At 25.3% G+C, this 25,323-nt stretch carries 19 protein-coding genes; 8 read left to right on the top strand and 11 right to left on the bottom strand.

Annotation, left to right across the window (positions count from 1 at the left end; all coding sequences use genetic code 11):
- Nucleotides 1-183, bottom strand: a 183-nt coding sequence (locus AYC59_RS05675; RefSeq protein ID WP_156445498.1) for a hypothetical protein, incomplete at its 3' end; no start/stop codon positions are given.
- 125 nt (nucleotides 184-308) lie between these two features.
- On the opposite strand from AYC59_RS05675, the gene AYC59_RS05680 reads away from it, so the two are divergent.
- Nucleotides 309-968 carry a 2'-5' RNA ligase family protein gene (locus tag AYC59_RS05680; protein WP_066896182.1) on the top strand — a complete coding sequence of 220 codons (660 nt, stop codon included), beginning with the start codon at nucleotides 309-311 and terminating at the stop codon, nucleotides 966-968.
- A gap of 63 nt (nucleotides 969-1,031) precedes the next feature.
- On the opposite strand, the gene AYC59_RS05685 is transcribed toward AYC59_RS05680, so the two are convergent.
- From AYC59_RS05685 to AYC59_RS05730, 10 genes are all read right to left on the bottom strand, one after another.
- Nucleotides 1,032-1,628, bottom strand: a complete 597-nt coding sequence (locus AYC59_RS05685) for a superoxide dismutase (RefSeq protein WP_066896185.1) — start codon at nucleotides 1,626-1,628, stop codon at nucleotides 1,032-1,034.
- Nucleotides 1,629-1,798: 170 nt separating this feature from the next.
- A complete protein-coding gene (locus tag AYC59_RS05690; protein ID WP_066896188.1) occupies nucleotides 1,799-3,373 on the bottom strand; it encodes a coiled-coil domain-containing protein in 1,575 nt (524 codons plus the stop codon).
- 1 nt (nucleotide 3,374) lies between these two features.
- A complete protein-coding gene (locus AYC59_RS05695) occupies nucleotides 3,375-8,540 on the bottom strand; it encodes an autotransporter domain-containing protein (RefSeq protein ID WP_066896191.1) in 5,166 nt (1,721 codons plus the stop codon).
- Between the two features lie 12 nt (nucleotides 8,541-8,552).
- Nucleotides 8,553-10,664: a hypothetical protein gene (locus tag AYC59_RS05700; protein WP_066896194.1), complete on the bottom strand. Its 2,112-nt coding sequence runs from the start codon at nucleotides 10,662-10,664 to the stop codon at nucleotides 8,553-8,555.
- Between the two features lie 401 nt (nucleotides 10,665-11,065).
- Nucleotides 11,066-11,773, bottom strand: coding sequence for a YjjG family noncanonical pyrimidine nucleotidase (locus AYC59_RS05705; protein WP_066896197.1), 708 nt, complete (start codon nucleotides 11,771-11,773; stop codon nucleotides 11,066-11,068).
- Nucleotides 11,773-13,215: a leucyl aminopeptidase gene (locus AYC59_RS05710; protein ID WP_066896200.1), complete on the bottom strand. Its 1,443-nt coding sequence runs from the start codon at nucleotides 13,213-13,215 to the stop codon at nucleotides 11,773-11,775. The genes AYC59_RS05705 and AYC59_RS05710 overlap by 1 nt, the downstream gene beginning before the upstream one ends.
- Before the next feature lie 9 nt (nucleotides 13,216-13,224).
- Entirely contained in the window at nucleotides 13,225-14,871 is a 1,647-nt protein-coding gene (locus AYC59_RS05715; RefSeq protein ID WP_066896203.1) for a Na/Pi cotransporter family protein, read from the bottom strand.
- The gene (gene pth, locus AYC59_RS07590) at nucleotides 14,871-15,971 is read right to left on the bottom strand and encodes an aminoacyl-tRNA hydrolase (protein WP_082752711.1); all 1,101 of its coding nucleotides are present in this window, start codon (nucleotides 15,969-15,971) and stop codon (nucleotides 14,871-14,873) included. The genes AYC59_RS05715 and pth overlap by 1 nt, the downstream gene beginning before the upstream one ends.
- 339 nt (nucleotides 15,972-16,310) lie before the next feature.
- Complete coding sequence (locus tag AYC59_RS05725) at nucleotides 16,311-17,108, bottom strand: ABC transporter permease (RefSeq protein WP_066896206.1); 798 nt, start codon at nucleotides 17,106-17,108, stop codon at nucleotides 16,311-16,313.
- Nucleotides 17,101-17,778 carry an ABC transporter ATP-binding protein gene (locus AYC59_RS05730; RefSeq protein ID WP_066896209.1) on the bottom strand — a complete coding sequence of 226 codons (678 nt, stop codon included), beginning with the start codon at nucleotides 17,776-17,778 and terminating at the stop codon, nucleotides 17,101-17,103. Before AYC59_RS05730 ends, AYC59_RS05725 begins: the two co-directional genes overlap by 8 nt.
- Nucleotides 17,779-18,690: 912 nt before the next feature.
- On the opposite strand from AYC59_RS05730, the gene AYC59_RS05735 reads away from it, so the two are divergent.
- Genes AYC59_RS05735 through map form a run of 7 tightly spaced genes read left to right on the top strand, consistent with a single transcriptional unit; the run spans nucleotide 18,691 to nucleotide 24,815 of the window.
- Nucleotides 18,691-20,043, top strand: coding sequence for a DnaA ATPase domain-containing protein (locus AYC59_RS05735; protein WP_066896212.1), 1,353 nt, complete (start codon nucleotides 18,691-18,693; stop codon nucleotides 20,041-20,043).
- Between the two features lie 13 nt (nucleotides 20,044-20,056).
- Nucleotides 20,057-20,524: a hypothetical protein gene (locus AYC59_RS05740; protein WP_066896215.1), complete on the top strand. Its 468-nt coding sequence runs from the start codon at nucleotides 20,057-20,059 to the stop codon at nucleotides 20,522-20,524.
- A 46-nt stretch (nucleotides 20,525-20,570) separates the two neighbouring features.
- Nucleotides 20,571-21,569, top strand: coding sequence for an alpha/beta hydrolase fold domain-containing protein (locus tag AYC59_RS05745; protein ID WP_066896218.1), 999 nt, complete (start codon nucleotides 20,571-20,573; stop codon nucleotides 21,567-21,569).
- The gene (pip, locus tag AYC59_RS05750; protein ID WP_156445499.1) at nucleotides 21,562-22,530 is read left to right on the top strand and encodes a prolyl aminopeptidase; all 969 of its coding nucleotides are present in this window, start codon (nucleotides 21,562-21,564) and stop codon (nucleotides 22,528-22,530) included. The genes AYC59_RS05745 and pip overlap by 8 nt, the downstream gene beginning before the upstream one ends.
- The gene (locus tag AYC59_RS05755; protein ID WP_066896221.1) at nucleotides 22,520-23,344 is read left to right on the top strand and encodes an HAD-IIB family hydrolase; all 825 of its coding nucleotides are present in this window, start codon (nucleotides 22,520-22,522) and stop codon (nucleotides 23,342-23,344) included. The genes pip and AYC59_RS05755 overlap by 11 nt, the downstream gene beginning before the upstream one ends.
- A 47-nt stretch (nucleotides 23,345-23,391) precedes the next feature.
- Entirely contained in the window at nucleotides 23,392-24,033 is a 642-nt protein-coding gene (locus AYC59_RS05760; protein ID WP_066896223.1) for an adenylate kinase, read from the top strand.
- Between the two features lie 8 nt (nucleotides 24,034-24,041).
- Nucleotides 24,042-24,815: a type I methionyl aminopeptidase gene (map, locus tag AYC59_RS05765; RefSeq protein WP_066896228.1), complete on the top strand. Its 774-nt coding sequence runs from the start codon at nucleotides 24,042-24,044 to the stop codon at nucleotides 24,813-24,815.
- Nucleotides 24,816-25,323: the final 508 nt, after the last annotated feature.

The following is a 25,323-nucleotide window of genomic DNA, read 5'->3' on the forward strand; positions in this document are numbered from 1 at the left end:
ATTTTTTTCAAATTTCCGATTATATGTTACATTCCTTTTTGTTTCATTTTCATCAACAACAACAAACTTATATGATGCACCGTCCATTTTACTACATTTTATTATATATTTTTCATTATTTTCTTGAAATTTTTCTTCTTTAAAAAAATCACCATTTTTATATATTATTAATCTATAATTCATATTGACCTCTTATGTCTTAAATATATCTGAATTTTATCACATATATATTTTTTTTTCAAAATATTATTGCTTTTTTTGATTTTGGTATTATAATATTAATAGATTAATTATTGGAGGATTAAAAAATGAAAAAACTATTCTTATTATTATTTTCTGTATTTAGCATGATGTCATTTGCAAATGTTAACTACAATGTGTTTTTAAAAATGGACAACAAAGCTGAAATGGCTGTTTCTGAAATTTCAAAAGAACTTAAAAAAGTAGGTATTGATTCACTTTATTCTGAAGGATATATTGTACACCTTACAGCATATTTAACAGAATATAAGCCTGAAGAATTACCAAAATTAAAAAAAGTTGTTAATGAAATGGCTTCAAAAACTAAACCATTTGAATTAGAATTCTTTGGAATACATAAAACTGCTGGAAACTGGTTAATGTTAGATAACAAAAACACAAGAGAATTACAAGATCTTGTTGATGAAATCACAGTTAAATTAAATAGATATAGAGCTCTTGATGCTGAAGTTCCTGGTTGGGCAAAATCTATACCTGAAAAAGTTAAATCTTTCAAAGCTTATGGTTCACCTAATGTATTTATGAATTTTGATCCACATATTACATTATTAACACCAAAAGATCCTGAAAAAATAGCTCAATTTATGGAAAACTATAAATTAAAACCATTTACTACTAAAGTTATTGGTATAGGTATTGCTGAAGTTGATTCTTTAGGTCAAGCTCAAGGTAAAAAAGTACTTTATGAAGTAAATTTCAAAAAATAAATATAATCTAAACATAAAGGAGAAGTAACTCAAAAATTACTTCTCCTTATTTTATATAATTTATTAATATCTAGCTTCTACTATATCCCAGTTTATAAGGTCCCACCATTTGTTAAGGTATTCTCCTCTTCTATTTTGGTATCTTAAGTAATATGCATGTTCCCAAACATCATTTCCTAAAATTGCTTTTTTCCCTAAAGAAATTGGACTATCTTGATTAGGAGTAGAAATAACTTCTAAGTTTCCATCCTCATCTGATACTAACCATGCCCAACCTGAACCAAATTGTGCAAGTCCTTTATTATTAAATTGTTCTTTTAATCCTTCTAATGATCCGAAAGATTTTTCAATAGCTTCTTTTAATTTTCCTTTAGGTTCTTTGCTTCCACCTGGTGTCATTGTTAACCAGAATAAATCATGGTTATATACTCCACCTGCGTTATTTCTTATACCATTTCTTTTTGCTTCTGGCATTTTATCAAGTGAAGTTAAAATTTCTTCAATAGATTTACCTTCAAATCCAGTTCCTTCTAATAAATTATTTAAATTGTTTACATACGCTTGATGATGCATATCATGATGCAAATGCATAGTTTCTTTATCTATTATTGGTTCTAAGGCATCATATGCATATGGTAGTTCCATAAGTTTAAAACTCATAGTATTTCCTCCTATCTAATTTCTATATTTTACTTACAATTAAATATATCATTTTTATCTTTTTATTACAAGGAAATAACTATAGTTAATTATTTATCTCTATAAAATCAATATTATCTATCATTATATAAATTTTTAAAATTTCAAAATTTCATAATACGAATTTTATATTAAAAATCATAACCTAAACTTACACCTACAAGTCCATGGTTATATCCTCCATAAACTTCTAATCTTGCACCTTTATATTTCGCTCCTATTCCTGCTTTTACAAAGCCTTTTACTTTTACTGGTAATAAGCCTTCAGGTTTTACATATTTTACTCCATCTATTTCTACCTTATCTTTTTCAAATTCTGTTGCTATTTGATATAGAGGATTATTGTTTATTCTTATTCCACTTCTTATATTTGCAAATAAGTATAAATCATTTAACAGTTCTTTTTCTACCTCTACTATTCCATAAAGGCTTCCTCCAAAGTTTATTTGTTTATTTATTAAGTTATTAAACTTAACTTTGGCATCATAATTTTTATCAAGAGGATATTTTTCATTAATCTTAGCAATAATACCATCTACATCTTCTTTAGTTATGTTATATAGATTATCAGCTTTTCTTTCTTTTAACTCTTCTGCTGTTAATTCTTTATATTTTTCTTCTATTTTAGCACTTAATTCTTCAGGAGTTAAAGTATCTGAATCCTCTATATCTAGTTCTAAATCTTTTTTAACAAGTTTTACTAAAATTTCATCTATTTCTTGTTTATATTCTTCATTTAGTTTGTCTATAACTTCATTTAATAAAGAGGTTTTATTATTAGTTGATTCTCTTTTTAATTTCTTATACTCAGAAAATTTAGCTTTATAATGAGTGTATTTTTCTTGTGAATCTTTAGATTTTTCTTCATTTTCTTTTATTCTTGCATTAAGTTTAGCTATTTTTTCTGCTCCACCATCAACAAGTTCTATAGTATCTTCTAATCTTCTTCTTTTAGCTAAAGATTCTACCCATTTATTATGATAATAATCTGAATTAACTTTAGCTTTACTCATTTCAAGTTTTACTTTTAATCTTTCAGCAGAATCTTCCATAGCATCATATTTAGCTTTTAATTCTTTATACTTAGCTTTATTCTCATCTTCTTGATCCTTAAATTTATCCGCCTCTGTTTCTGCATCTTTAGATTGTTTCTTTAAATCTTCTAATGCATTAGGATCTTTATATTTTTCTAATTCAGCTTCTATTTTTGTTATAGTTCTTTTATCATTTGCTATATCTCTTGTATATTTAGTTTTTAAAGTTTTGTATGCTAAAACCATATTACTTATAGTATTGTACTCTTCTGTATGAACATCTAAATCTTTAGTTTCTTTATTAATTAGCTCATTTTTTTCAGAAATGTAGTTATTAATATCTTCAACATTCTTAGGTAATATTTGTTTATTTGCCTTTAAAGGTTGTACTGATATATTGTTTTCAACAAAAGCATCTACACCTGCTCCAACCTTAACATTTATTCCCTCTAACTTTATTGGATATCTTCCTTCTATTGATAAGTTGGTAAATAACCCACTTTCTTTATAGCTTCCTTGACTTACCTTACTAAGTCCTGATCTATTTATCTCTTCTTCACTTATCCCTATCTTATCATATCCACTACTTATACCTATTCCTAATTCTACCGGGATATCCTTCCCATATCCCAGTAGTGTTAGTAAACTTGTTAATATCAATATCTTCTTCATTTTACCACTCCGCCTTTATTCCTAAACTTATTCCTTGGCTTCTTATATTCTTCCCTTTATAGCTTAAGTTTAATTCATAACCTTCTTTTATTCTATATCTTCCATCTATTCCATAATTTATTACATTATCTTCTAAACTTACTCCACGTGCCTTATCCTTAAATCCATACTCTTTTAATTCTACTTTTGATTCAAGTAATGGATCTGTTAGATATTTTGTATATGATACATATCCTCCTATATTTATTTTATCATCTACATAACCTCTTGCTCTTAATCCTATACTTGCATTTGCTTTTGTAAATACTTCTTGGTCTGAACTATATCCAAATTCTCTATCTTCACTAAAGCCACCCTTTAAGTAACTTACTATACTTGTTCCTACAAATGGTTCTATATCTAATCTATCTTTTAATACATTAAACTTATATCCTCCTTCTAAGTTTGCATTTAAGATTAGATCACTTGATTCATAATCTTTTACTTCTCTATCTCCTATCTTACTTACTGCACGCTTTGTTAGATAATCTATATTTAATATTCCTGTTAAGTATCCTTTATTATACTCTGTCTTATTATATATTGATAATCCTACATTATTTCCATATACATTTCCTCTTAATTCTTTTACTGATCTTCTTGCTTCTTCTTTTGCTCTTTCTTCTGAACTTAGATCACTTCTTAGTGGATCTGTTATATCTTTTAACCCTAATGCATAATCAAATAAGATTGAGTTTGTATAGTTTAATGATATTCCTGTTGTATTATACTTACTTGTATAATATCCTCCTAATATTATTCCATTTGTTAATATTGTCTTATCTGTTTCTTTATTTAAGTTTAACTTTGTTTCATTTAGTATTTCTGTAAATACTCCTAGTTTTCCTTCTTTTCCTCTTAGTTCTAGTTTATCTTTTAATATTAGGTTTTTCTTTTCTAATAGGTCATAGCCTAGTAATTGTGAGTTTGCTAATATTTCTCCATTTAGTTCTTTTTTATCCATCCAGTCTAGGTTATTTAAGGCTGTATTTAGTTTTTCTTTTTCATTTGATACTTTTAATTCTTCTAATATATGATTTCTTAATCTATTTCCTAAGCTTGTTGGTGCTAGTTTATTCTTTCTTACTAGTTTTGCTACTAAGCTTACATTTTCATTATCATTTTCTATTTCTTTTGTTTCAACTATTAGATCTATGAAGTCTGTGTACGTTGTTTTTCCTAGTTTTACTTTTCCTAGGTTCTTTTTAGCTAATTTTGATACTTTTAATACTTCTTTTTCATCTAGATTTTTATTAACTATTTCTTCAGCTTCATTTGGTTTAAGTTGGTCATCTTCTTCAGATAAGAAATTTGGTTTTTCAAAGACATTCATATTTTTCTTTCTAAATACATTAAAGTCAAAATTAGATGTTTCACTTAAATCTAAGTTATCAACTTGTAAATCAGCTATTGCTGCTATATATGTTTTAGATCCTTCAAGTGGTCTATATGTTCCTTCAACTCTATCTGCATCTGAATAAGAATATACTTCCCCTCTGCTTATAACATCGGCTTTTATTTTTGCCACATATTTTTCTTCTCCATCATCAAGTAATGCATTTTTTAGATATTCAGAATACTTCATATCAAGTTTTAATTTACCATCTTTATGAACAACAAATGGAGATTCAGAACTTCCTCTAAATACTAAAGTTCCTTCTTCAACTACTGTTGGATCTTTGTATGTATTATCCCCTGAAAGAACTAAAGTACCTTTTCCTTTTTTAACAAGTCCTGCATCATCAAACAATTCTTTTTCTTCTGGTGATAAACTTGTCATATATTTATCAACTTTATTATATAGACTTAAGAAATATGCACCTCTAGATATACCTTGTTTTTCTAAAGATTCTGCAATGTTTTTAGTAGCTGTATTTATATCTTTAAAGCTTGGACTTACTATTTCCTCTATACTTAAATCTTTAGTAGTATATAGGATTGAGAATTCTTGTTCTGTTAAAGCTTTTCTTGTTACCATGTATAATAATGGATCAAAAGCTCCGGCTATATCATTTGAAAATTCATAAGTTCCATAAGGTATATCTGCAACAAAGTCTTCATTTCCTGTTTCAAGAGTTAAAGCTCTTACAAATCTTCCTGGTCCTCTATACGCTAATTCTTTATTGGCAATTCCCCAACCAATATTTTCATCTGGTCCATATATACCCAGACGAGTTCTTTTATTTGTATTCGGATCTACTTTCATACGAGCATCATCAACAGCTGTTGTAAGTATAGCTTGCTTAATTTGTTGAGCACTCATCCAAGGGAATTTAGTTCCTATTTCTCCAGCTATAGCTGTTATTCTTGGTGCTGAGAAACTTGATCCTGCAATAAACGGATTAACTCCTATAGTGTCAAATTTTAAATATGATGGATAATCTTTTTGTTTTTCATCATAATATTTCTTTTCTTCTTCTGTAAGTTTTTTAACATAAGTTGTCATACCTTCACCAGCAACTGTCCAAAGTTTAGCTGCACCTGCTCTTGTAAATGACATTAAATAAGGTCTTCCATCAACATCAGTATCCATATCTCTATATGAGTCTATTCTTGATATTTGAGCCTCTAATTCTTCTTTATAGCCTTTAGGATATTTATTAGGATTTTTATTTACAGCTTCTAAGTCTGCCTTTAATCTTTCATAATAGCTATCTTGATAATTTACATAAGCTCTTATCTTGTTATATATAGCCGAATCACCAGTATATAGACCCCATTGGTCAGATATATCATCTGTAGCTCGTGATCCTGCATTAAGTGCTTTATGTGAAAGTCCTACTACACCTAACATATTTTTTCTATATGTATGATTATATTTATACTCTCTTCCTTCTTTTTCAGCATTTTCTTTTTCAATTTCATTTAAATAACTAGGAATACTTGTAAATGGATTGTTATATTTTTTATCTCCATCTAAGTAAACAACTTTTCTTCCTCTTTCATCAAAATGAGTTAGATCAACTTGTGTTTGACCACTATTATTTAAACTGTTACCTTGTGCTCTTACCATTAATATATCTCTATTTGCAGAATTAAGTTCTTCTGCTGATTTTAGATATTGTTTTAAAGTTAACATTCTTAAATCAAGTAATTTTTGATAATCTGTAACAGTTATTTTTTGATCTTTTTTGTTTCTAAAGTAATTTAACATAGAAGGTATGTATAGATCACCTGGATAATATTCTTCATACTTAGAAATATCTCCAAAATCATTCTCTGCAAGCCATGTTTGTATAGCTATTCTAAAGTCTGGATTATTTGGATCATTATATGCATCAACTGCTTTTTGTTTTTGCTCATCTGTCATATCTCTAATTGCCAAATATTCCTCATAACTTGCTTCTGATCCATAAGACATATTTATTGCTTTAACATTTTTATCTTCTTCTAATATTCTTGGTAAATATTTAGCTACTTCTGCAGATTTTAATCCTCCTGATTCTTGTTCTAATGCTATAGTTTTAAAATGAAGATCTGTAGCTTTTAATTTTTCAAGTTCTGGAAGTACTTGTATATCTTCAAAATTAGATAATAGTTCTTTATAGTAAACTTTTAATTTAGCATCTTTTTCTTCTTGTGATAAATCTTTTATTTCTTCTTTTAATTTATCATAAGCAAGTATAGCATTTACTATTTTTTCATTTTTATCCTTAATTAACTCATCTGATAGTCCTATACTTTGAATAAATTTAACATATTGTGTTTTTAAAACATTATTAATTTGATCATCTGTATATTTAGTAGTAGCTCCTGTTTCTTCATCTGTAGTTTCTAATTTTCTTTCTGATGCTAACTTAAGTAAAGCGTTCATATTTTGTCCAAGGATAACTCCTCTAACAAAATTTGAATCTCCAGCTGCAACTTCATCTATCATAGACCCTATAACTTCTTCTCCATGTGGTCTTTCTAAATCAACAAACTTATCATCTTTATCTTCTTTATGCGCGTTAAGTCCTTTAGGTTGTAATCTTATCATTCTAGCTTCAACCTCTGGTGATACATTATAGAATGAACTATCTGCTACTGCTACTGTTGTGCCTGGAAATCCTACATATGCTTCTTCTTTCTTAGAATATATTTCTACTCCATCTTTTAATATCTTTCTTACTATATTATGTCTTCCTACACTCTTTTTATCACTATCTAGTATCTCGGTTACAAATTCTAATTTTGACTTACTATCACTTCTCTTTTCTTCATAATTTGTTAACTTTTCTACTAAATCTGGATTAAATCCTCCTGTTACACTAGTTCCTTCTTCATTATACTTTAATGTTACCTTATCTAAATCTGTTAAGATTTCTTCATATTTCCCTTTATAATCTCCTAGAGATACTCCAAAATCAACATTCTTTGTATACTTATTACCTAAACTATCTTCTATCTCTACTCTCTTTAAACCTGATAAATCATCTAAATCTTTATACTTATCATATTTAAAGTATGTTTTCCATGATGATTTTCCCTTTTGTATTGATTCTGGTAAATCTTTTTCATCTTCATATCCACCATTATTTGTTAATACTTGATAACTTACTCTTCCATTATCTTGTCCTTTTTTTAATTCTTCATATCTTATTCCATCTTTTAATTCTGGAGCTTTTAATACTTCTACTTTTTCATTTAACTTTATATCTCTTGTATTTCCATTTTTATCTCTTAATGTTACATATATTGCATTTTGATCTAAAAATGTTATCTTCTTTTCTCCAGTTGATAAATCTTCTACCCTTATCTTTCCTTCTACATTACTTGTATATTTTGAATATCTTTCATCATTTTTATCTATTGTTATTTCTGGATTTTTTGCATAAGCACTTTCTAATACTACTCCATCTTTTATTTCTTTATTTAATCTTATCTTTTCTCCTTCATAAAGATAACTTAATCCACTTACATCAAAGTTACTTGCATCATAATATGTTAATGGGCTTAATTTTGAGGTATCATTTATATTTGATAATATATCTTCTGTTTCTTTCTTATTTGATTTTTCTGTATATCTAAAGTTTACTTTTACTTCTTCTTTCTTTTCTACTTTACTTCTGCCATTTTCTACACTACTACAGCTTATTAATGCTACAAGTCCTATTGCTACTGTACTTACTCTTTTATATATATTCATCTTTGCTCCTTTCTACCATCTATATTCTAGTCCTAGATTTATACTTGGTACTAATTTCTTAAATTTAAATTCTTTATCTATTGCTCCATATAGTCCATTATCTGGTCTTTTATCATCTACTATCTTATTAAATACTTTTCTTTCAAATAGTAAACTTGTATTTAATCCTGCATTTAGTTTTAGATTACTTAATATATCATATTCTAGACTTACTCTTGGTTTTACTTCTATACTTCCTCCTATGTTATATCTTCTTGTTCTATAATCTGATAATTGAGGTTTTTCTTCTCCTTCTTTTAATTCACTATCTAATTCTTTATAGTGATACATCTTTTCTGCTCTTAGGGCAAATAGGTCTAGTTTTGTATTTACATCTAATCCACTTTTTAATCTTAGTCCTTCTTTTAGTTCTTTTTCATAATCTAATTTTGTATCTAGTGATAATACATTATGTATTACTAAAGGTACGAAGTTTCCGCTTAGATATGCTATCTTTCTCTCATATGGTATATCTACCTTATTTACTCCTGCTTCTTTTTTTTCTGTTTTTATATAGTAATCATATATTATTGCTAGATCATTTGTTAGTTTTGAGCTTAGGTTTAGTTTTTCTTTTTCTTTATCTAATATGATATATTTTCCTTCTAAACTTGCTTTAAATACTTCTGTAAAGTTATCTGGATTTAGCACTCTATTTTGTGATTTTATTGTTATATCATTTGTTAATTTTCCTGTTAGGCTTAATTTTTCATTTACTTTATGTTCTACACTTCCATCTACTTTAAATTTAAATTCTATTGGTTGTATAGTATTATTTTGATACGGTAAATTTAAACTTAGGTTGCTTTCTCCATTAAATGTTGTATCTTTATTTAATACATATTTTCCTTTTACATTATTTTCTGTTTTTATTTCATGTTTTATATGGCTTCCTTTTGTTACAAATGGTATTATTGTCATTTGAGGTCCATAGCTTATATTTCCTTTATACTCTATATTATTTTCTTCATAAGTTTTTGTATAATCTAGTCCTAATTTTAATTCTGGTTTATATGATCCCCATCTATCTTGTACTGATATATTTGAATATCTTGCATCTCTTATTTCAAATTTATTATTTATTTCTGGTCTTAGTTTTAAACCTTCTTTTAGTTCTTTTTCTACACTAAAACTTAATTCTGGTTTATATACATTGTATACTACTTCAACTTTATTTGTTTTATTTTCTCCTCCTACAAAGAAACTATCTACATTTAGTTTTAGATCTGTATTTAAATTATATCCTTGTGCTTCATAATTTAGTCCTACATTTGCATCTTGTTTTAGTCTATTTACATAGTTTCCACTCATAAAGTCTGGAAATGAATCTAGATCTGTATTAAATGGATCAAATGGTTTACTTCCAAAATGTAGATCCCAATCTAAATTATGTGATGCATTTAATTTTACTTTATCTAGTTCTTGATCTACTTTTATATTTGTTTTAAAGTATGATTCATCTTTATCAAATCTTCCAAATTGATTTGCCTTATATTCTATTGATGTATCTAGTTTTGTTTTACTTTCTTTTATATCTCCTACTAAACTAGTTTTAAATATCATATTTCCTAATGCATTTCTTACTAGTTTTCCATCTTTATCTTTTTCTATATATTCTGATGGTATTTCATAATCTTTTACTATTGCTTTATCTTTATCTATTTCTCTTTGTCCTATTAGATTATCTACATAATATGTTAGATCTGTTTTTGATTTTAAACCATAGAATTCTGGACTTTCATAATTTGCATATATTTTTGCCATTATGTCATGACTTTTCATTCTTTTCTTTGTTTCACTGTCTTTTACATTGTAATTCCAATCATTTAATATTGAGTTTTCTCTACTTGATTTTAGTGTTGTTCCTAAATTTATTCCTTGTTCTTTAAAGTTTAAACTTAGATCTAGTAATTTTAAATCATATTTTGTTCTTTCATATCTAAAAGGTGATGCATCTATATTATTTTCTTTGTCACCTACTCTATTGCTAAATACTGGTTCTACATTTATTCCTGTTTCTAGCTTTCCTTCCATTGCAAACAGGTTTAGTCCTACTAAACTTGCTAATATTATTTTACTTTTCATACACCCTCCTATTATTAGTTTTCTATTAGTTTTTTGTTTTAAAATAATTATACTACCTCTGTTTTATAAATACAAATATATATTTTTAATAGTTATCATTAGTTAAATTAATGCTTTAATTTAAAATTAAAAATATTTTTAATTCTATTAATATTTGATATTTTTATTCTTTTGTATATATTTAAAAGTTAAAATTTGAGCTTATTTATTTTATTTTTTGAATTTTAGGAATTTTTGGGTAAAAGAAAAAGCAGTTATAAAGCTGCTTAGGTTGTTAATAAGTTATTATATATATTAGGATTTATATCTATAGCATACTCCTTTATATAAAAAATATCAAATATATATTTTTAATACTTATATTAATAAAATTAATAATTAAGATAAAAAGGTAATGAATATTAAAATTCACTACCTTTATCCTCTATTAATATTTTTAAAATCTCACTATATGTATTTACCATAAATGTTGGTTTTATACTTAAGTTTTTCTCTAAGTTTTTAGGATTATACCATATACTATCTATATGATAATTTATAGCTCCTTGTATATCTGCTGATAAGCTATCACCTATCATTATACTTTTAGATTTTTCAAATCCTTTTATATCCTTTTCTATATGATTATAGAAAGGAATATATGGTTTTTGATAACCTATTTCTTCTGAAATATATACCTTATCAAAATACTTTTCTATTTTTGAATTTTTTAATCTATTTTTTTGTATATTAGTTATACCATTAGTTAAAGCATAAATCTTTAATCCTTCATTTTTCAATTTATCTAATAATTCTATTGCTCCATCTATATGAACTCCTTGTTTTCCAAGTAAAATTTCATACTCTTTAGCAAACTCATTACCATTAATTTCTTTATTAAATGTAGAAAATAGGGTTTTAAATCTAGTATTTTTAAGAAATTCTCTAGTTATTTCATTTTTTTCAAGTTTTTCCCATAACTGCTTATTAATTTCTTTATATACTTTCATATATTCACTAATATTTTCTACTTTATGATTTAAGAATAATTCATTTAAAGCATTATTTTCTGCTTCATCAAAATCAAGTAAAGTATTATCTAAGTCAAAAAATATATATTTATATTTCATTATTTACATTTAACTCCATTATCTAAAAATTCAACTAAAGTTTTAATATGAACTCCTGTTGCTGCTATAGGTAAATATCCATAAGCCTTAGATAAGTATGCAGTTCCTGCTATATCTAAATGTACCCAAGGAACATTATTGGTAAATGATTCAAGGAATAATCCTGCTGTAATTGTTCCTCCCATTCTTCCACCAGAATTTTTAATATCTGCTACTCTAGAATTATTTAAAGCTCTATATTCATCAGATGTAGGAAGTTGCCATATAGGTTCTCCTGCAAGTTTTGAAGCCTTATTGATTGCATCAAATAATTCTTGATTATTTGTTACAGCTCCTGTACTATATTCTGCTAAAGCTACAAGACATGCACCTGTTAAAGTTGCTAAATCTATTATTTTATCAACTTTTAATACAGAATGTGAATAATAAATTGCATCAGCAAGAGTTAATCTTCCTTCAGCATCTGTATTATCTACTTCAATAGATTTACCAGCAAGTGAACTTATTACATCTCCTGGTTTATATGCATTTCCACTAATAGAATTTTCACATGCAGCTACTACACCAAATACATTAGTTTTAACATTATTTTTAGCAAGAGCATACATAGTACCTATTACAGTTCCTGCTCCACCCATATCACAATGCATAGTTTTCATTCCTTCATTTGGTTTTATTGAATAACCTCCTGTATCATATGTTACCCCTTTACCAACTAAAGCTATTTTTTCATTATTACTTGTATCATTTAAATACTCCATTACTATTAAGTATGGTTTATTTTCTGATCCTCTTGCAACTGATAAATATGCTTTCATTCCTATTTTTTCTATTTCTTCTTCAGTATATATACTTACCTTAACTCCAACTTTTTCAAGTTCTTCTTTTGTAATTTTAGCTAATGATTCTGGATATATATCTTGTGATGGCATATTAACTAAATCACGTGTAAGGAATACTCCTTCCATTGTATTAGTTATTTCTTTTAATCCTTTTTCTACTTTTTCTAATTTTAAAGGATTTATTGTAAAGTTTACTGTTTTTTCTAATATATTAACTTTTTCTGTTTTATACTTATCAAACTTATATTCAGCATGTATCATACCTTCAAGAGCAGCCATATATGTTCTTCTTGTACACATACCATTTAATTTTGGTATTTCAACATTTATTTCTGTTTCTTTCTTATTTTCCATTTCTTTAGCAAGATTAAAGAATATTCTTCTAACTTTATCTAAAGTTAGATTTTTTTCTTTACCTAATCCTATTAAAGCTACTTTTTCAGTATTTTCTAAATTTCTATAAATTAAAATTTCTCCTTCTTTTCCTAAGAAAAGCCCTTTTTCATTCATAATTTCAAATACTTTATTTTCTACTTTTTCTCCTTCAAATACTAAAACTGCATCTAAAGCTTTTTCGTTTTTAACTATACTGTATTTCATTTTAATCTCCTACATTCTATTTTCTAATACTTTTTCTACAATATTTCTTGCATGATCACATATTCTTGTAAAGTGAGATATTAAATCTATATATGATAACCCTGCTTGTATTTCACATTGTTGTTCATTTAATCTTTTTATATGATTTTTTCTAACTTTCTTTTCATAAGTATATACTTCATTGTGTAAATCTAAAGCTGCTATAGCTTTTTCTTTATCTGAATATTTTAAAGCTGCTATAGCACAATTTATCATATCTGATGATATTTGTAATAAATTATTTATTTCTAAATGAGCAACTTCTGAGAATTTTAAATTCTTTCTAATTTCATAATTAACATCTTTTACTATACCGTGTGCGTGATCTGCTATTCTTTCAACATCTCTACACATATCTAAATAAATACCAAGTTCTTCTCCTTCTTTGATGTTTAAATGTTCTCTTGAAAGAACTGTTAAATATTTAGTTATTTCTTGGTCTATATTATTAATTCCTTCTTCACGTGTTTCAACTTCTTCTGCAATTTTTTCATCTCTATTATGGAAGAAATCAACTGATAATTTTAGATTTTTTAAAGCAAGTTCAGACATTAATACCATTTCTTGTTTAACTTGTCCTAAAGCTATTGAAGGTGTTATTAATAATGTATAATCAAGATAATTTGTTTTATATTCATCTTCATTCTTATCAGATTTAATTAATACTGTAACTACATATTCTAATACTCCTATGAATGGGAATAATAGTAATGTATTAACAAAGTTAAATGATGCATGTGCAAATGCTATAGTTAACTTTGGTGTAAGATGTAAAAATCCTTGCATAAATGCTACATATGCTGAATAAGGTTTTAATAATATTAAAAATATTCCTGTTCCAATAACATTAAATAACACATGTGATAAAGCTATTCTTTTAGCTGAACTTGATGCTCCTATTACTGCAATTACAGCAGTTATAGTTGTACCTATATTATCTCCAAATAGGATAGGTAATGCTGCATTTAATGTTATTAATCCATCTTTATAAATACTTTGTAATATACTTATTGTTGCACTTGAGGCTTGAACAAGCATAGTAATTCCTGTTCCAAGTCCTACTCCTAATAATGGATTTCCACTTAAATTTATCATTAAATCTTTAAATTGTGGTAAAAATCTTAAAGGATACATTGCATCTGACATTAAAGTTAAAGCGAAGAATATTCCTCCAAATCCAAATAATATACGTCCTATATTATTAATAGTTTTACTCTTAGTAAACAGTAAGAATGCTGATCCTAAAAATAGAATAGGTAATGCATATTGAGTTATATTAAACCCTATAATGAAAGATGTAACTGTAGTCCCAATATTAGCTCCCATTATTATTCCTATAGCTTGTCTTAGAGTTAAAAGTCCTGCTCCTACAAGTCCTATAGTAATAACTGAAGTCCCTGAACTTGATTGAATTAAAATAGTTACAAGTATACCTACTAAAACTCCTAAAAATGGAGAAGTTGTATATTTATCTAAAATATATCTTAGCCTGTCTCCTGCACTTAATTGAAGACCATCTCCCATATATTTTATACTAAATAGAAATAATCCTAATCCTCCTAAAAATGAAAATATCATTTGTTGTACATTTATTTCTAAAGCTGCTGCCGCTAGCATTATTTACCTCCTAGTTTATATTCAAAAACTAATCTTTTTGTTTTATCTTCAAGAATAATTGTTGCTATATATTTAAATTTACTCTTTTCTATGACTTTTAACATATTTACATTTTCTTTTTTTGTATCTATTAAAATTCTAAAATATGAATCTCTTATAGATATTCTAACTAATTTTTCTATTAGACTAGTTGCAATATTTTTATTCATAAATTCTTTTGTAACCATAACCCTATGTATAGAAGAATAAATATCATTATTTTCAATCTTTCCTTCTATAGGATTTATATATGTATTGTTAATTCCATATTCTAAAACACCATAAGCTACAATATTTTTATCATATTCTATAACATAGCCTTGTTGCTTTTCTATATCTTTTTCAATTATTTCTTTATTAAGATATTTCTCATTCCATTGATTATTGTTATTTTCTTTTTGATATTCTATAGCTTCTTTTGATATTTCTAAAATTCTATCAATATCATTAGGTTTAGCTTTTCTTAACCTATTCTCAATTTTTTTCTTTTTATTTCCAATTTTCACATTAAACTTAGACATTATTTTTTCCATATCAGTATCAGATATGAAATTATCTAATATTTTAAATATATTATTTTCTAAATTATTTAAAATTTCATCTTCATCTTTTGTAAAATTTCCTAATACATGAGATATTACATCTTTACCATTTCTAGGTTTATCAATTCCAACTCTTAATCTATTAAAATCTTCACCAATATTAGAAATTATAGATTTAATACCATTTTGACCACCAGATCCACCACTTGTTTTTATTTTTATTTCACCAATTTTTAGATCTAGATCATCATGTATAACTAGTATATCTTTAGGCTCTATTTTGAAAAATTTAGATATTTCTTGTATGGCATTACCACTTAAATTCATAAATGTTAAAGGTTTTTGAAATACCACTATTTCATCATTAATAGTTTCTTTAATATACAGTGAATTGAATTTTTCTTTAAAATTAGTAATATTTTTGTATTTTAAATATTTATCTAGCATAATAAAGCCTATATTATGTCTATTTTTTTCATATTCTTTTCCTGGATTTCCAAGTCCAACTATTAGTTTCATTTTCCTCCTTGTATTTTTATTATATTTATTTTATCATTTTTTATGTTTTTTTTCTATATATTTTTTTAGAAAATAAAAAGTATAAACCTTTTAAAGTTTATACTTTTAACATACTATAATTCAGTGTTATTTTACATTATTAAAATAAATAATACTCTACCTTAATTTTATCTTATCAAAGTATTATCTCTATCTTTTTCTATTTTAACTCCATCTATAAAAAATTCAGTCCCATTTGAAGAAATTTAAATAGAAATATTATTTTTTTATTTTCTAAATTTTTAATCTATTTTAAATATATTTTCTCATAAAAATATAATTAATATCATAAAAATAAATTTATTTTTCACTTCTAACAAATTTAACATTTTTTATAATTAAAAAATTAATTATAGAAATAATAAGTGTCATCAATATTAAAATCAAAACATCCTTATTAAAGTTTAAAAATAGCATTGCTTCCCTTAATCCAGCCAACTGATATGTTAAAGGATTTAAATAAGCAATCATCTTTATAGTTCCACCTACATCAGATAAAATATAATATGCAGGTGCACTAAAATAAATAGGTAGTAGTAATACATTTACTATTAAATCTCTAATCTTATAATTTGGTATCTTTATTGCAATAAGTATACCTAAATTAACCCAAAATAAAGTTATTATAATAATAATAAAATAACCTACAATTAAATTTAAAACAGATATTTTATTAGTAAATTTTGTAAATAATAATAGTATAGGTATTTGTATATTTATACCTACAAGTGCATAAAATGATTTAGAAAGTGTATACGAAAAAATATTAATACCATTTATTAATTTCAAATGTAATAATCCCCACTTATTATCAATAACTGTTCTATATATTACATTAGTTATTTCTCCTACACAAATTATTCCAATTAATCCAGTTAAAGCATATAGTTCATATTCTAATTCTCTTCCTTGATAATTTAAAATACCTATTGTTTTAGATAGTCCTTTAACAAAAAATATATAATAAACTATAGGAAAAATTAAATTAGAGTATAAAGCTGACTTATTTTGTAACAATGCTTTATATTCAAACCACAATCCATATTTCAAACCTTTTAAAAAAGACTTTTTTTCTTTTATTCTCTCAAAATTATTCATTAGCAAACTCCTCTAGCATTCTTTCTCTTAATGTTCCATTTTTAATAAATTCTTCCATCAAACCATCAAAAATTATTTCTCCATCACTTATATAAATAATTCTTTTACAAAATTTTTGCATAAGTTCTAGATCATGAGAAGAAATTATAACTATTTTTTCATTTTCAACTTCTTTTTTTAGATACTTCATTACATTTTCACTAGAAAATACATCTAATCCTGTAGTAGGTTCATCTAAAATATATACTTTGGGATTTTTTAAAAATGCTCTTGCTATTTGAACTCTTTGCAATTGTCCACCTGATAATTCTTCTATAAAATCTCTTAATTTATCTTTTAATTCTAATAATTCTACAATTTGATTAAATAATTTTTCATCTTTAGTATCACTAAAAATTTCTTCCATTCTTATATTATCTTCTACATTCAAATACCAATCAATAACCTGTTTTTGAGATACATAAGCAATATCCTTATATGTATAATTAAAATAAATTTCACCATCAAAATCTTTAATTCCAACCAATGTATTTAAAAAAGTTGTTTTACCAGCTCCATTTTGACCTAATAAAGCAATAAATTCTCCAGTATTTACTTTTAAATTTATATTTTTTATCCCTTTTTTATTATTATAGTATGAATTTAAAGATTTTATTTCAATATCGTTCATATTCTATACTCCTATATTATATATAATCAACATATTTAACACGCATCACTTATATTCTAAAAATAAAATAACATAGACTACCTCCTTTTAATAGTTTAATACCTCAATTTTTTTATTTGTCAAGTTTTTAATATTTAAAAACATATTATATTTATAGTTTATACATAAATATATTATCATAATCTTTATGAATATATTTTTTTATATCATATTCAAATATTTTATTTTTATCTTTTGAAATTTCATCAAACGCTTTCATAAATTTTATTTTTTTCTTTTTTATAATATAAATAGTTTAATATATTTATATATTCTTTTATTTATTATTATTATGTCTGTGAATTCGTGAAAATTATTTATTTATAATACTTTTCATATATTTTTTTCTGTGAGCATTTTTATTGTTTTTGTGATTAATTTTTTATTCTCTTATTATTCAAGTCTATTTCTCAAACTTAGTTTTTGATGTGAATATTTTTTGAAAATCTTGTATTAATGCGAGTTCTATTTTTAATACAAAAAGTGATATATTTAAACAAAATGGCTTAAATAAATAGATTGTTATGTGAATAAGTATGTGAATAAGTGAATAAGTCATATATTTATATATTTTTTAATGATAAATCGATAATTTATTTTACATTTAGCTATTATGTAATTTACATTTTTTGTGTGAACAAAATATTTTTCTCTGTGAATAAAAATTTTTAAAAGTTTGTTTTTTGTTTTAAATAGTTGTATGTGTCTAAAGTGAATAAGTATTCTTTAATATTATATAAGTCTTATTAATACAGAGTTTATAGTTAATAATTTTATGTGAATAATTAATTATTTCATATATTTTGACAATTTGAAAATTATATAGTTTTATGATAATATATTTTTAGAAAATTTGAAAGGGTGATATATTTTATGCTACTTGAGCCTGCTAAATTATGGGATGGAATAAAAAAAGAATTGATAAGTAATGATATAAAGCTATCACAAGACATAGAAACAGAAGTAAGAGCAGTTAGTTTTGAAGAAGATGAAGATACTAAAATCAAAATTTTATATATAGAAATTGATAGTAAATCTACTTATCAGGAATTAGATTATATAAAAGAAACAATAGAAAAGATAACTAATGATAAATATGCCGATATTTTAGGAGAGATTAAGTTAGACTATATAAAAAGATTTAGTGAAAAAGAACTTAGTATTTATGATGACATAGAAAAAAAAGAAAAGTTCATAACTAATCTTAATGATATATATAGATTGGATAACTATATTGTTGGGGATAATAATAATATGGCGTATAATATAGCACTTACTATATTAAATGGAGAAACAAAATACAGCCCTTTATTAATTTATGGAGATGTTGGACTTGGTAAAACTCATCTTGCTCAGGCTATAGGAAATGAGTATTTAAAAAGAAATAAAGATTTCAAAATTTTATACATAGCATCTACAGAGTTTGCAAATGAATTACTTGCAAGTTTTAAAGAAAAGACAACTATAAGTTTTAAAGATAAATTTAGAGCTCTTGATATGCTTATAGTTGATGATATACAATTTTTTGAGAAATTTTTTGGTAAAGGTGATGATATTATTCAAAAAGAATTTTTTGATGTGTTTAATATACTTTATCAAAAAAATAAGCCTTTAGTTTTTATATCTGATAGAAGTCCTGATGAAATAAAAAATGTTGATGAAAGATTAACATCAAGATTAAAATCAGGAACATCAAGTGAGTTAAAACTTCCAGATAAATCTGTAAGAATAGCGACTATTAAAGAAGAGGCTCAAAAAGAAAATTTAGATTTAACTCTTGATTTAATAACATATATAGCGGATGAACTTGAAACAAACTTTAGAGAAATTCTAGGTTTTATGAAAAACATATCAGCAAGAGTTAGTTTAATACCAGGAACAGTTTTAAATAAAGAATTAATAGATTTAGAATTAAACAAGAGAATTAAAAAGAAAAAAGATAAGATAACATCAGATAAAATTATAGAAATAGTTTGTGAATATTATGAGATATCTAAAGAAGAAGTAATTGGTAAAGGTAGAACTAAAAAAACAGTTATGGCAAGAGATTCAGCTAGATACTTATTATCTACACATCTAGATATTAATTTAGGAGAAATAGGAAGAATATTTAATACAGACCATTCAACTATAGTTAAAGCTATAAAGAAAATAGAGCAATTAGACCCTAAAGATGAACTAAAAGAAGATATTAAAAAATTAACTAAAAAAATTCAGGTTAATTAGTCTGGAGTATGTGATGAATGAAAAAGATCAAAAAAATTTATTTGATTTAATTGCAGGATTAAAAAGTGCAGAAATAGAAAATAATGAAGTACAAAAGGAATTTTGTGGTGCACTTTTACAAAAATATATAGATGAAGGAATAGATGTATATAATTTAGTACCTAGATCAGAAATAGAAGATAGTATTAATGAAGGTGTAGCACTATTTATTAAAAGAAAGAAAAGAACATATATAAAAAGATGGATATTTTCAATATTTACAGGTATATGCTGTGCTCTTTTTGCTTATTTATACCTTTTATTAAATATATCTCAAGCATTAATGTTTTTCTTAATAGGAACTTTAGGAGACTATATTTTTAAAATTAAACTAAATAAAATTGCCTTTGTTGTTGAGGCAAGAAGAGAATATGTAAGAAAAGTAGATAAAAATTTAGTAAATATTAGAAAAAGTGAAGATGTAACAAAACTATGGAGTTAAAGCAAGTATTATACTTGCTTTTTGTGCTTAAATTAAAGGAGAAAGTATGGTAGAGATAAGGTATCCTAAAACACCAAGATATATAAAAGGAGGATTTGATCCCAATGTATGGATCAGTTCTAATTTTAAAAAAGAAGAAGGTATTAAAAGAGGCTTAGATAAAATAAATCATACGGATATAGTTTCTAAAATGCGTTCAGAAATGTGGTATCCTAATAGAGATATAACTAAAAAAAATATATATTTGATAGAAGAATATATAGAGTCTGTAAGATGTATTAAATATGTAAATGAAATATATGATGATAAAAATGTAATAGTATTTTTCCATGGTGGAGGATATTATGGAGGATCTACTGAAACTATATCAAATACATGTAAATATATAGCTGAACAGACTTTATCAACAGTAATATCTGTAGATTATTCATTATCACCTGAATATCCTTATCCTATAGCATTAAATGAAGGATATGATATAATAAAAAATCTAGAATCCAAATATCAAAATATATATTTAGGTGGTGATAGTGCAGGAGGAGGTCTTGCATGTTCTGTATTAATTAAAGATTTAGAGGAAAAATCAAATATAGTAAAAGGATTAATAATGTATTATCCAGTATTACTTATAGATTTAAAATATAATATGCGTGAAGATTTTAAATGGGATATTAAAGAATATAATATAGATGATAATATTAAAGAATCATCATCTTTAAAATCAGAATCATCAGGACTTAAATATGCTATGCCATTTATTAGACAGCTATATGTTAAAGGAGATGATCCAGCAGATAAATATATATCTCAAATAAATATAGAAGATGACATTTTAAAACATTTTCCTAAAACTTTAATATTTACTGTAGAATTTGATTATTTAAGACTGGAAGCAGAGTATTTCTATAAAAGATTACAAAATGTTAATGTTAAAAGTAAATGTATAAGATATGCGGGAGAAATACATGCCTTTATAGATAAAACAGGATATAATGATAATATATTAGATAGTGTAAAAGAAATTGAGGTGTTTTTAAATGATTAGTGAAGTAAGAGGATTAGAATTAATAAAACCTTTAGAACTATACCAAGATAATTACAATGAAAAAGGTTACTATATTAAAAATGGTATACATGATATTTATTATGAAGTTAGTGGTAATGAAAATGGAATACCTGTAGTTTTTGTTCACGGAGGGCCGGGTTCTCCTATGGGAGATAAGGCTAAAAGATTCTTTAATAAAGAAAAGTATAGAATAATAGTTATAGATCAAAGAGGATGTGGTAAAAGTAAACCTTTTTCTGAATTAGAAGATAACACAACTTTTGATTTAATAGATGATATGGAAAAAATTAGAGAAAAATTAAATATAGAAAAATGGCTTATATTTGGAGGTTCTTGGGGATCAACACTTTCTTTAGTCTATGCTATCAATCATCCTGAAAGAGTATTAAAAATAGTTTTAAGAGGAATATTTTTAGCAAGAGATGAAGATGTTAAATGGCTATATCAAGATGGAGCTTCTAATTTTTATCCTGAAGAGTTTGAAAAATTTATAGAACCTTTAAATCTTGATGAAAGAAAAGATATAGTTAAGTCGTATTATAAATATCTAAAACAACCAGTAGAAATATCTAAAAAATATGCTAAGGTATGGTCTGATTGGGAATGTAGTTGTATCAAACTATATAAAATAGAAAATGAAGAAGAAATTAGTGAAACAGATATATCTATGGCAAAAATGGAATGCCACTATTTTAATAATAATTCATTTTTACCAACACCAAACTATATTTTAGATAATACAGATAAGATTAAAGATTTAGAAATAGATATAGTTCATGGTAGATACGATGTAGATTGTAGATTAATAGGAGCTTATGAGTTATATAAACATTTAAATAATGCAAATCTTTATATAATTCAAGATGCGGGACATTCAAGTCTTGAACCAGGAAGTAGACATAAATTAATGGAAATAATGGAGGAATATAGTGAAAGATAAAATTAAATTAATAGCTGTAGATTTTGATGGAACATTTTTAGATGATACTCATTTTAAACAAGATTTAACTTATGTAGACAAAATAAGAAAAGCAAATATTTCTCAAGAATTTGTTTTTGCAAGTGGAAGAGCAACAGCAGGAATAGTTGAACTTGTTAAAAGACTTGGAATGAATGATATGGTTAGATATATAATAGGACATAATGGTGCTGAAATTTATGATTTAAAAGAAAATAAATTGATATATAGCAATCCATTAGATGATGATATAGCAAATGGAATTGTAAAATTACTTTTAGATAATGGGATTACAGGTAATCCTATAGCTATGCATAAATGGAAAGACTTATATACTTTAAACTATGATAATAGAGTAGATATAGAAAATGTAGTTAATTTTACTGATTGTGTTAAAATAAATGATATATTAGAATTTCCAGAAAATAAAATAAAAATAATGGTGTTTGCAACAGGTGATGAAGTTAATAATATATATAATATTATAAATGATAGTAAATATGGAGATTATGTAACACAGGCAAGAAGTTCAAACATACTAGTTGAAATGACAAAAAAAGGAGTAACCAAAGCATCAGCTCTAGAAATATTATGTGAAAAATTAAATATTCCTTTGGAAAATGTATTGGCATTTGGAAATGCTGAAAATGATAAAGAAATGATAGCTGAAGTAGGATACGGATATGCTATGAAAAATTCAGAAGATTTATTATTAGTTAATGCTAAAAATATCACTAAATATACAAATAATGAAAATGGAGTAGAAAGAGAGATAATTGACATACTAGGTATCTAATGTTATACTAAAAATGATTGAAATAAGTAAGAGGAGATGATGGAAATATGAACATAATATTATTTGGACCACCAGGAGCAGGAAAAGGAACACAAGCAAAAGAATTAATAGAAAGATTTAACATACCACAAATTTCTACAGGAGATATATTAAGAGCAGCTATTGCTAATCAAACACCATTAGGTTTAGAAGCTAAAAAATTAATGGATGCAGGATCTCTTGTTGGTGATGACATAGTTAATGGTTTAGTAGAAGAAAGATTAAAAGAAAAAGATACTGAAAATGGATTTATTTTAGATGGATATCCAAGAACAGTAGAACAAGCAAAAGTTCTAGATAAAATATTAGAAAAACAAGAAAAAGAAATAGATAAAGTTATTGCTTTAGTTGTTGAAGATGATGAAATTTTAAAAAGAATTACAGGAAGAAGAGTTTCTAAAAAAACAGGTAAAATTTATCATATAATATATAATCCGCCAGTAGATGAAAATCCAGAAGATTTAATTCAAAGAGATGATGATACAGAAGCAGTAGTAATAAATAGATTAAAAAACTATAAAGCACAAACTGCTCCAGTATTAGATTACTATATTGAAAAAGGTAAAGTAGCAGAAATTCAAGGAGAAAGAGAAAGTAAATATATTACTGAAGAAATAATAGATTTATTAGAAAATAATTGTAATATATAGGTGTGTATATGATTAAACTAAAAACATTAGAAGATATAAAGAAAATAAAGGAAGCTAATCAAATAATAGCTAGACTTTATGAAGATATAATACCTAAATATATGAAGGCAGGAATATCAACTTGGGAACTTGATCAAATTTGTGAAGACTATATTAGATCACAAGGAGCAACTCCTGGTACTAAAGGATATGATATAGGGTGGCCAACTCCTCCTTATCCTGCAGCAACTTGTATATCAGTAAATGAAAAAATAGTGCACGGTATACCAAGTAAAACTGAAATTTTAAAAGAAGGAGATATAGTTTCTTTAGATACGGTTACAGTTTTAGATGGATATTATGGAGATGCAGCTAAAACATTTGCTATAGGTAATATAGATGAAAGAACAAAGAAATTATTAGAAGTTACTGAACGTGCTCGTAGTATAGGAATAGAACAAGCTGTAGCTGGAAATACTATAGGAGATATAGGTTCAGCAATACAATTATATGTTGAAAGAAATGGATTTTCTGTAGTTAGAGAGTTTACAGGACATGGTGTTGGATTTAAAATGCATGAAGATCCTTATGTTCCTAATTACGGTAAACCTGGAAAAGGAGAATTAATCGAAAATGGACTTGTAATAGCTATAGAACCTATGGTTAATATGGGTACTTTTAAGATTAAGATGCTTAAAGATGGTTGGAGTGTTGTTACTCAAGATAAGAAAAAATCAGCTCACTTTGAACATTCAGTAGCTATAGTAGACGGTAAACCACTAGTATTAAGTGAAAAAGAGTAAGTATAAATTTGTGGGGTATTATAATAGAAAGGAAAAATAATTTTAAAGATCTTGAATTTATTATTAGATAATAGTTACTTTTATAGGATTATTTTTTCTAGAACCTAAATCAGAGTTTTATTCTGGGTTTAATACGGGCCTTATTATATTTGCAACTTTTATAAGTATAATAAATTTCTATAAACAAGGAATTAATCCTGAAAGTATATACCTTTTATTTTTAGTGACTGTACTATTTCGGGGAACTAGATTAGCTTAATAGTATTTAAAAAGTAGTATTTTTATAATCACAAATTTACTACTTTTTTATTTATATTATTAAAGTAAAATAGATATAGAAAAAGTATTTTTGTTAAATTAATTATTTTAGTTTTGTGGAAAATGTAAATATGAAGAAATAAAATTAAAATAATTGAAGAAAATAAAAGTGTTGTAAATAGCATAAATAAAAGGTTTTTAGATAGTGTTATAAAAACGACACTAAAAAATTTCAAAAAAAAACAAAAAA

The sequence above is a fragment of the Pseudostreptobacillus hongkongensis genome (genome assembly GCF_001559795.1).
Classification (GTDB): domain Bacteria; phylum Fusobacteriota; class Fusobacteriia; order Fusobacteriales; family Leptotrichiaceae; genus Pseudostreptobacillus; species Pseudostreptobacillus hongkongensis.

Bases quoted from the DNA above. Each gene is read 5' to 3' on its own strand.
- AYC59_RS05680 (WP_066896182.1), top strand. From the start codon at position 309: ATGAAAAAACTATTCTTATTATTATTTTCTGTATTTAGCATGATGTCA.
- AYC59_RS05685 (WP_066896185.1), bottom strand. From the start codon at position 1,628: ATGAGTTTTAAACTTATGGAACTACCATATGCATATGATGCCTTAGAA.
- AYC59_RS05690 (WP_066896188.1), bottom strand. From the start codon at position 3,373: ATGAAGAAGATATTGATATTAACAAGTTTACTAACACTACTGGGATAT.
- AYC59_RS05695 (WP_066896191.1), bottom strand. From the start codon at position 8,540: ATGAATATATATAAAAGAGTAAGTACAGTAGCAATAGGACTTGTAGCA.
- AYC59_RS05700 (WP_066896194.1), bottom strand. From the start codon at position 10,664: ATGAAAAGTAAAATAATATTAGCAAGTTTAGTAGGACTAAACCTGTTT.
- AYC59_RS05705 (WP_066896197.1), bottom strand. From the start codon at position 11,773: ATGAAATATAAATATATATTTTTTGACTTAGATAATACTTTACTTGAT.
- AYC59_RS05710 (WP_066896200.1), bottom strand. From the start codon at position 13,215: ATGAAATACAGTATAGTTAAAAACGAAAAAGCTTTAGATGCAGTTTTA.
- AYC59_RS05715 (WP_066896203.1), bottom strand. From the start codon at position 14,871: ATGCTAGCGGCAGCAGCTTTAGAAATAAATGTACAACAAATGATATTT.
- pth (WP_082752711.1), bottom strand. From the start codon at position 15,971: ATGAAACTAATAGTTGGACTTGGAAATCCAGGAAAAGAATATGAAAAA.
- AYC59_RS05725 (WP_066896206.1), bottom strand. From the start codon at position 17,108: ATGAATAATTTTGAGAGAATAAAAGAAAAAAAGTCTTTTTTAAAAGGT.
- AYC59_RS05730 (WP_066896209.1), bottom strand. From the start codon at position 17,778: ATGAACGATATTGAAATAAAATCTTTAAATTCATACTATAATAATAAA.
- AYC59_RS05735 (WP_066896212.1), top strand. From the start codon at position 18,691: ATGCTACTTGAGCCTGCTAAATTATGGGATGGAATAAAAAAAGAATTG.
- AYC59_RS05740 (WP_066896215.1), top strand. From the start codon at position 20,057: ATGAATGAAAAAGATCAAAAAAATTTATTTGATTTAATTGCAGGATTA.
- AYC59_RS05745 (WP_066896218.1), top strand. From the start codon at position 20,571: ATGGTAGAGATAAGGTATCCTAAAACACCAAGATATATAAAAGGAGGA.
- pip (WP_156445499.1), top strand. From the start codon at position 21,562: ATGATTAGTGAAGTAAGAGGATTAGAATTAATAAAACCTTTAGAACTA.
- AYC59_RS05760 (WP_066896223.1), top strand. From the start codon at position 23,392: ATGAACATAATATTATTTGGACCACCAGGAGCAGGAAAAGGAACACAA.
- map (WP_066896228.1), top strand. From the start codon at position 24,042: ATGATTAAACTAAAAACATTAGAAGATATAAAGAAAATAAAGGAAGCT.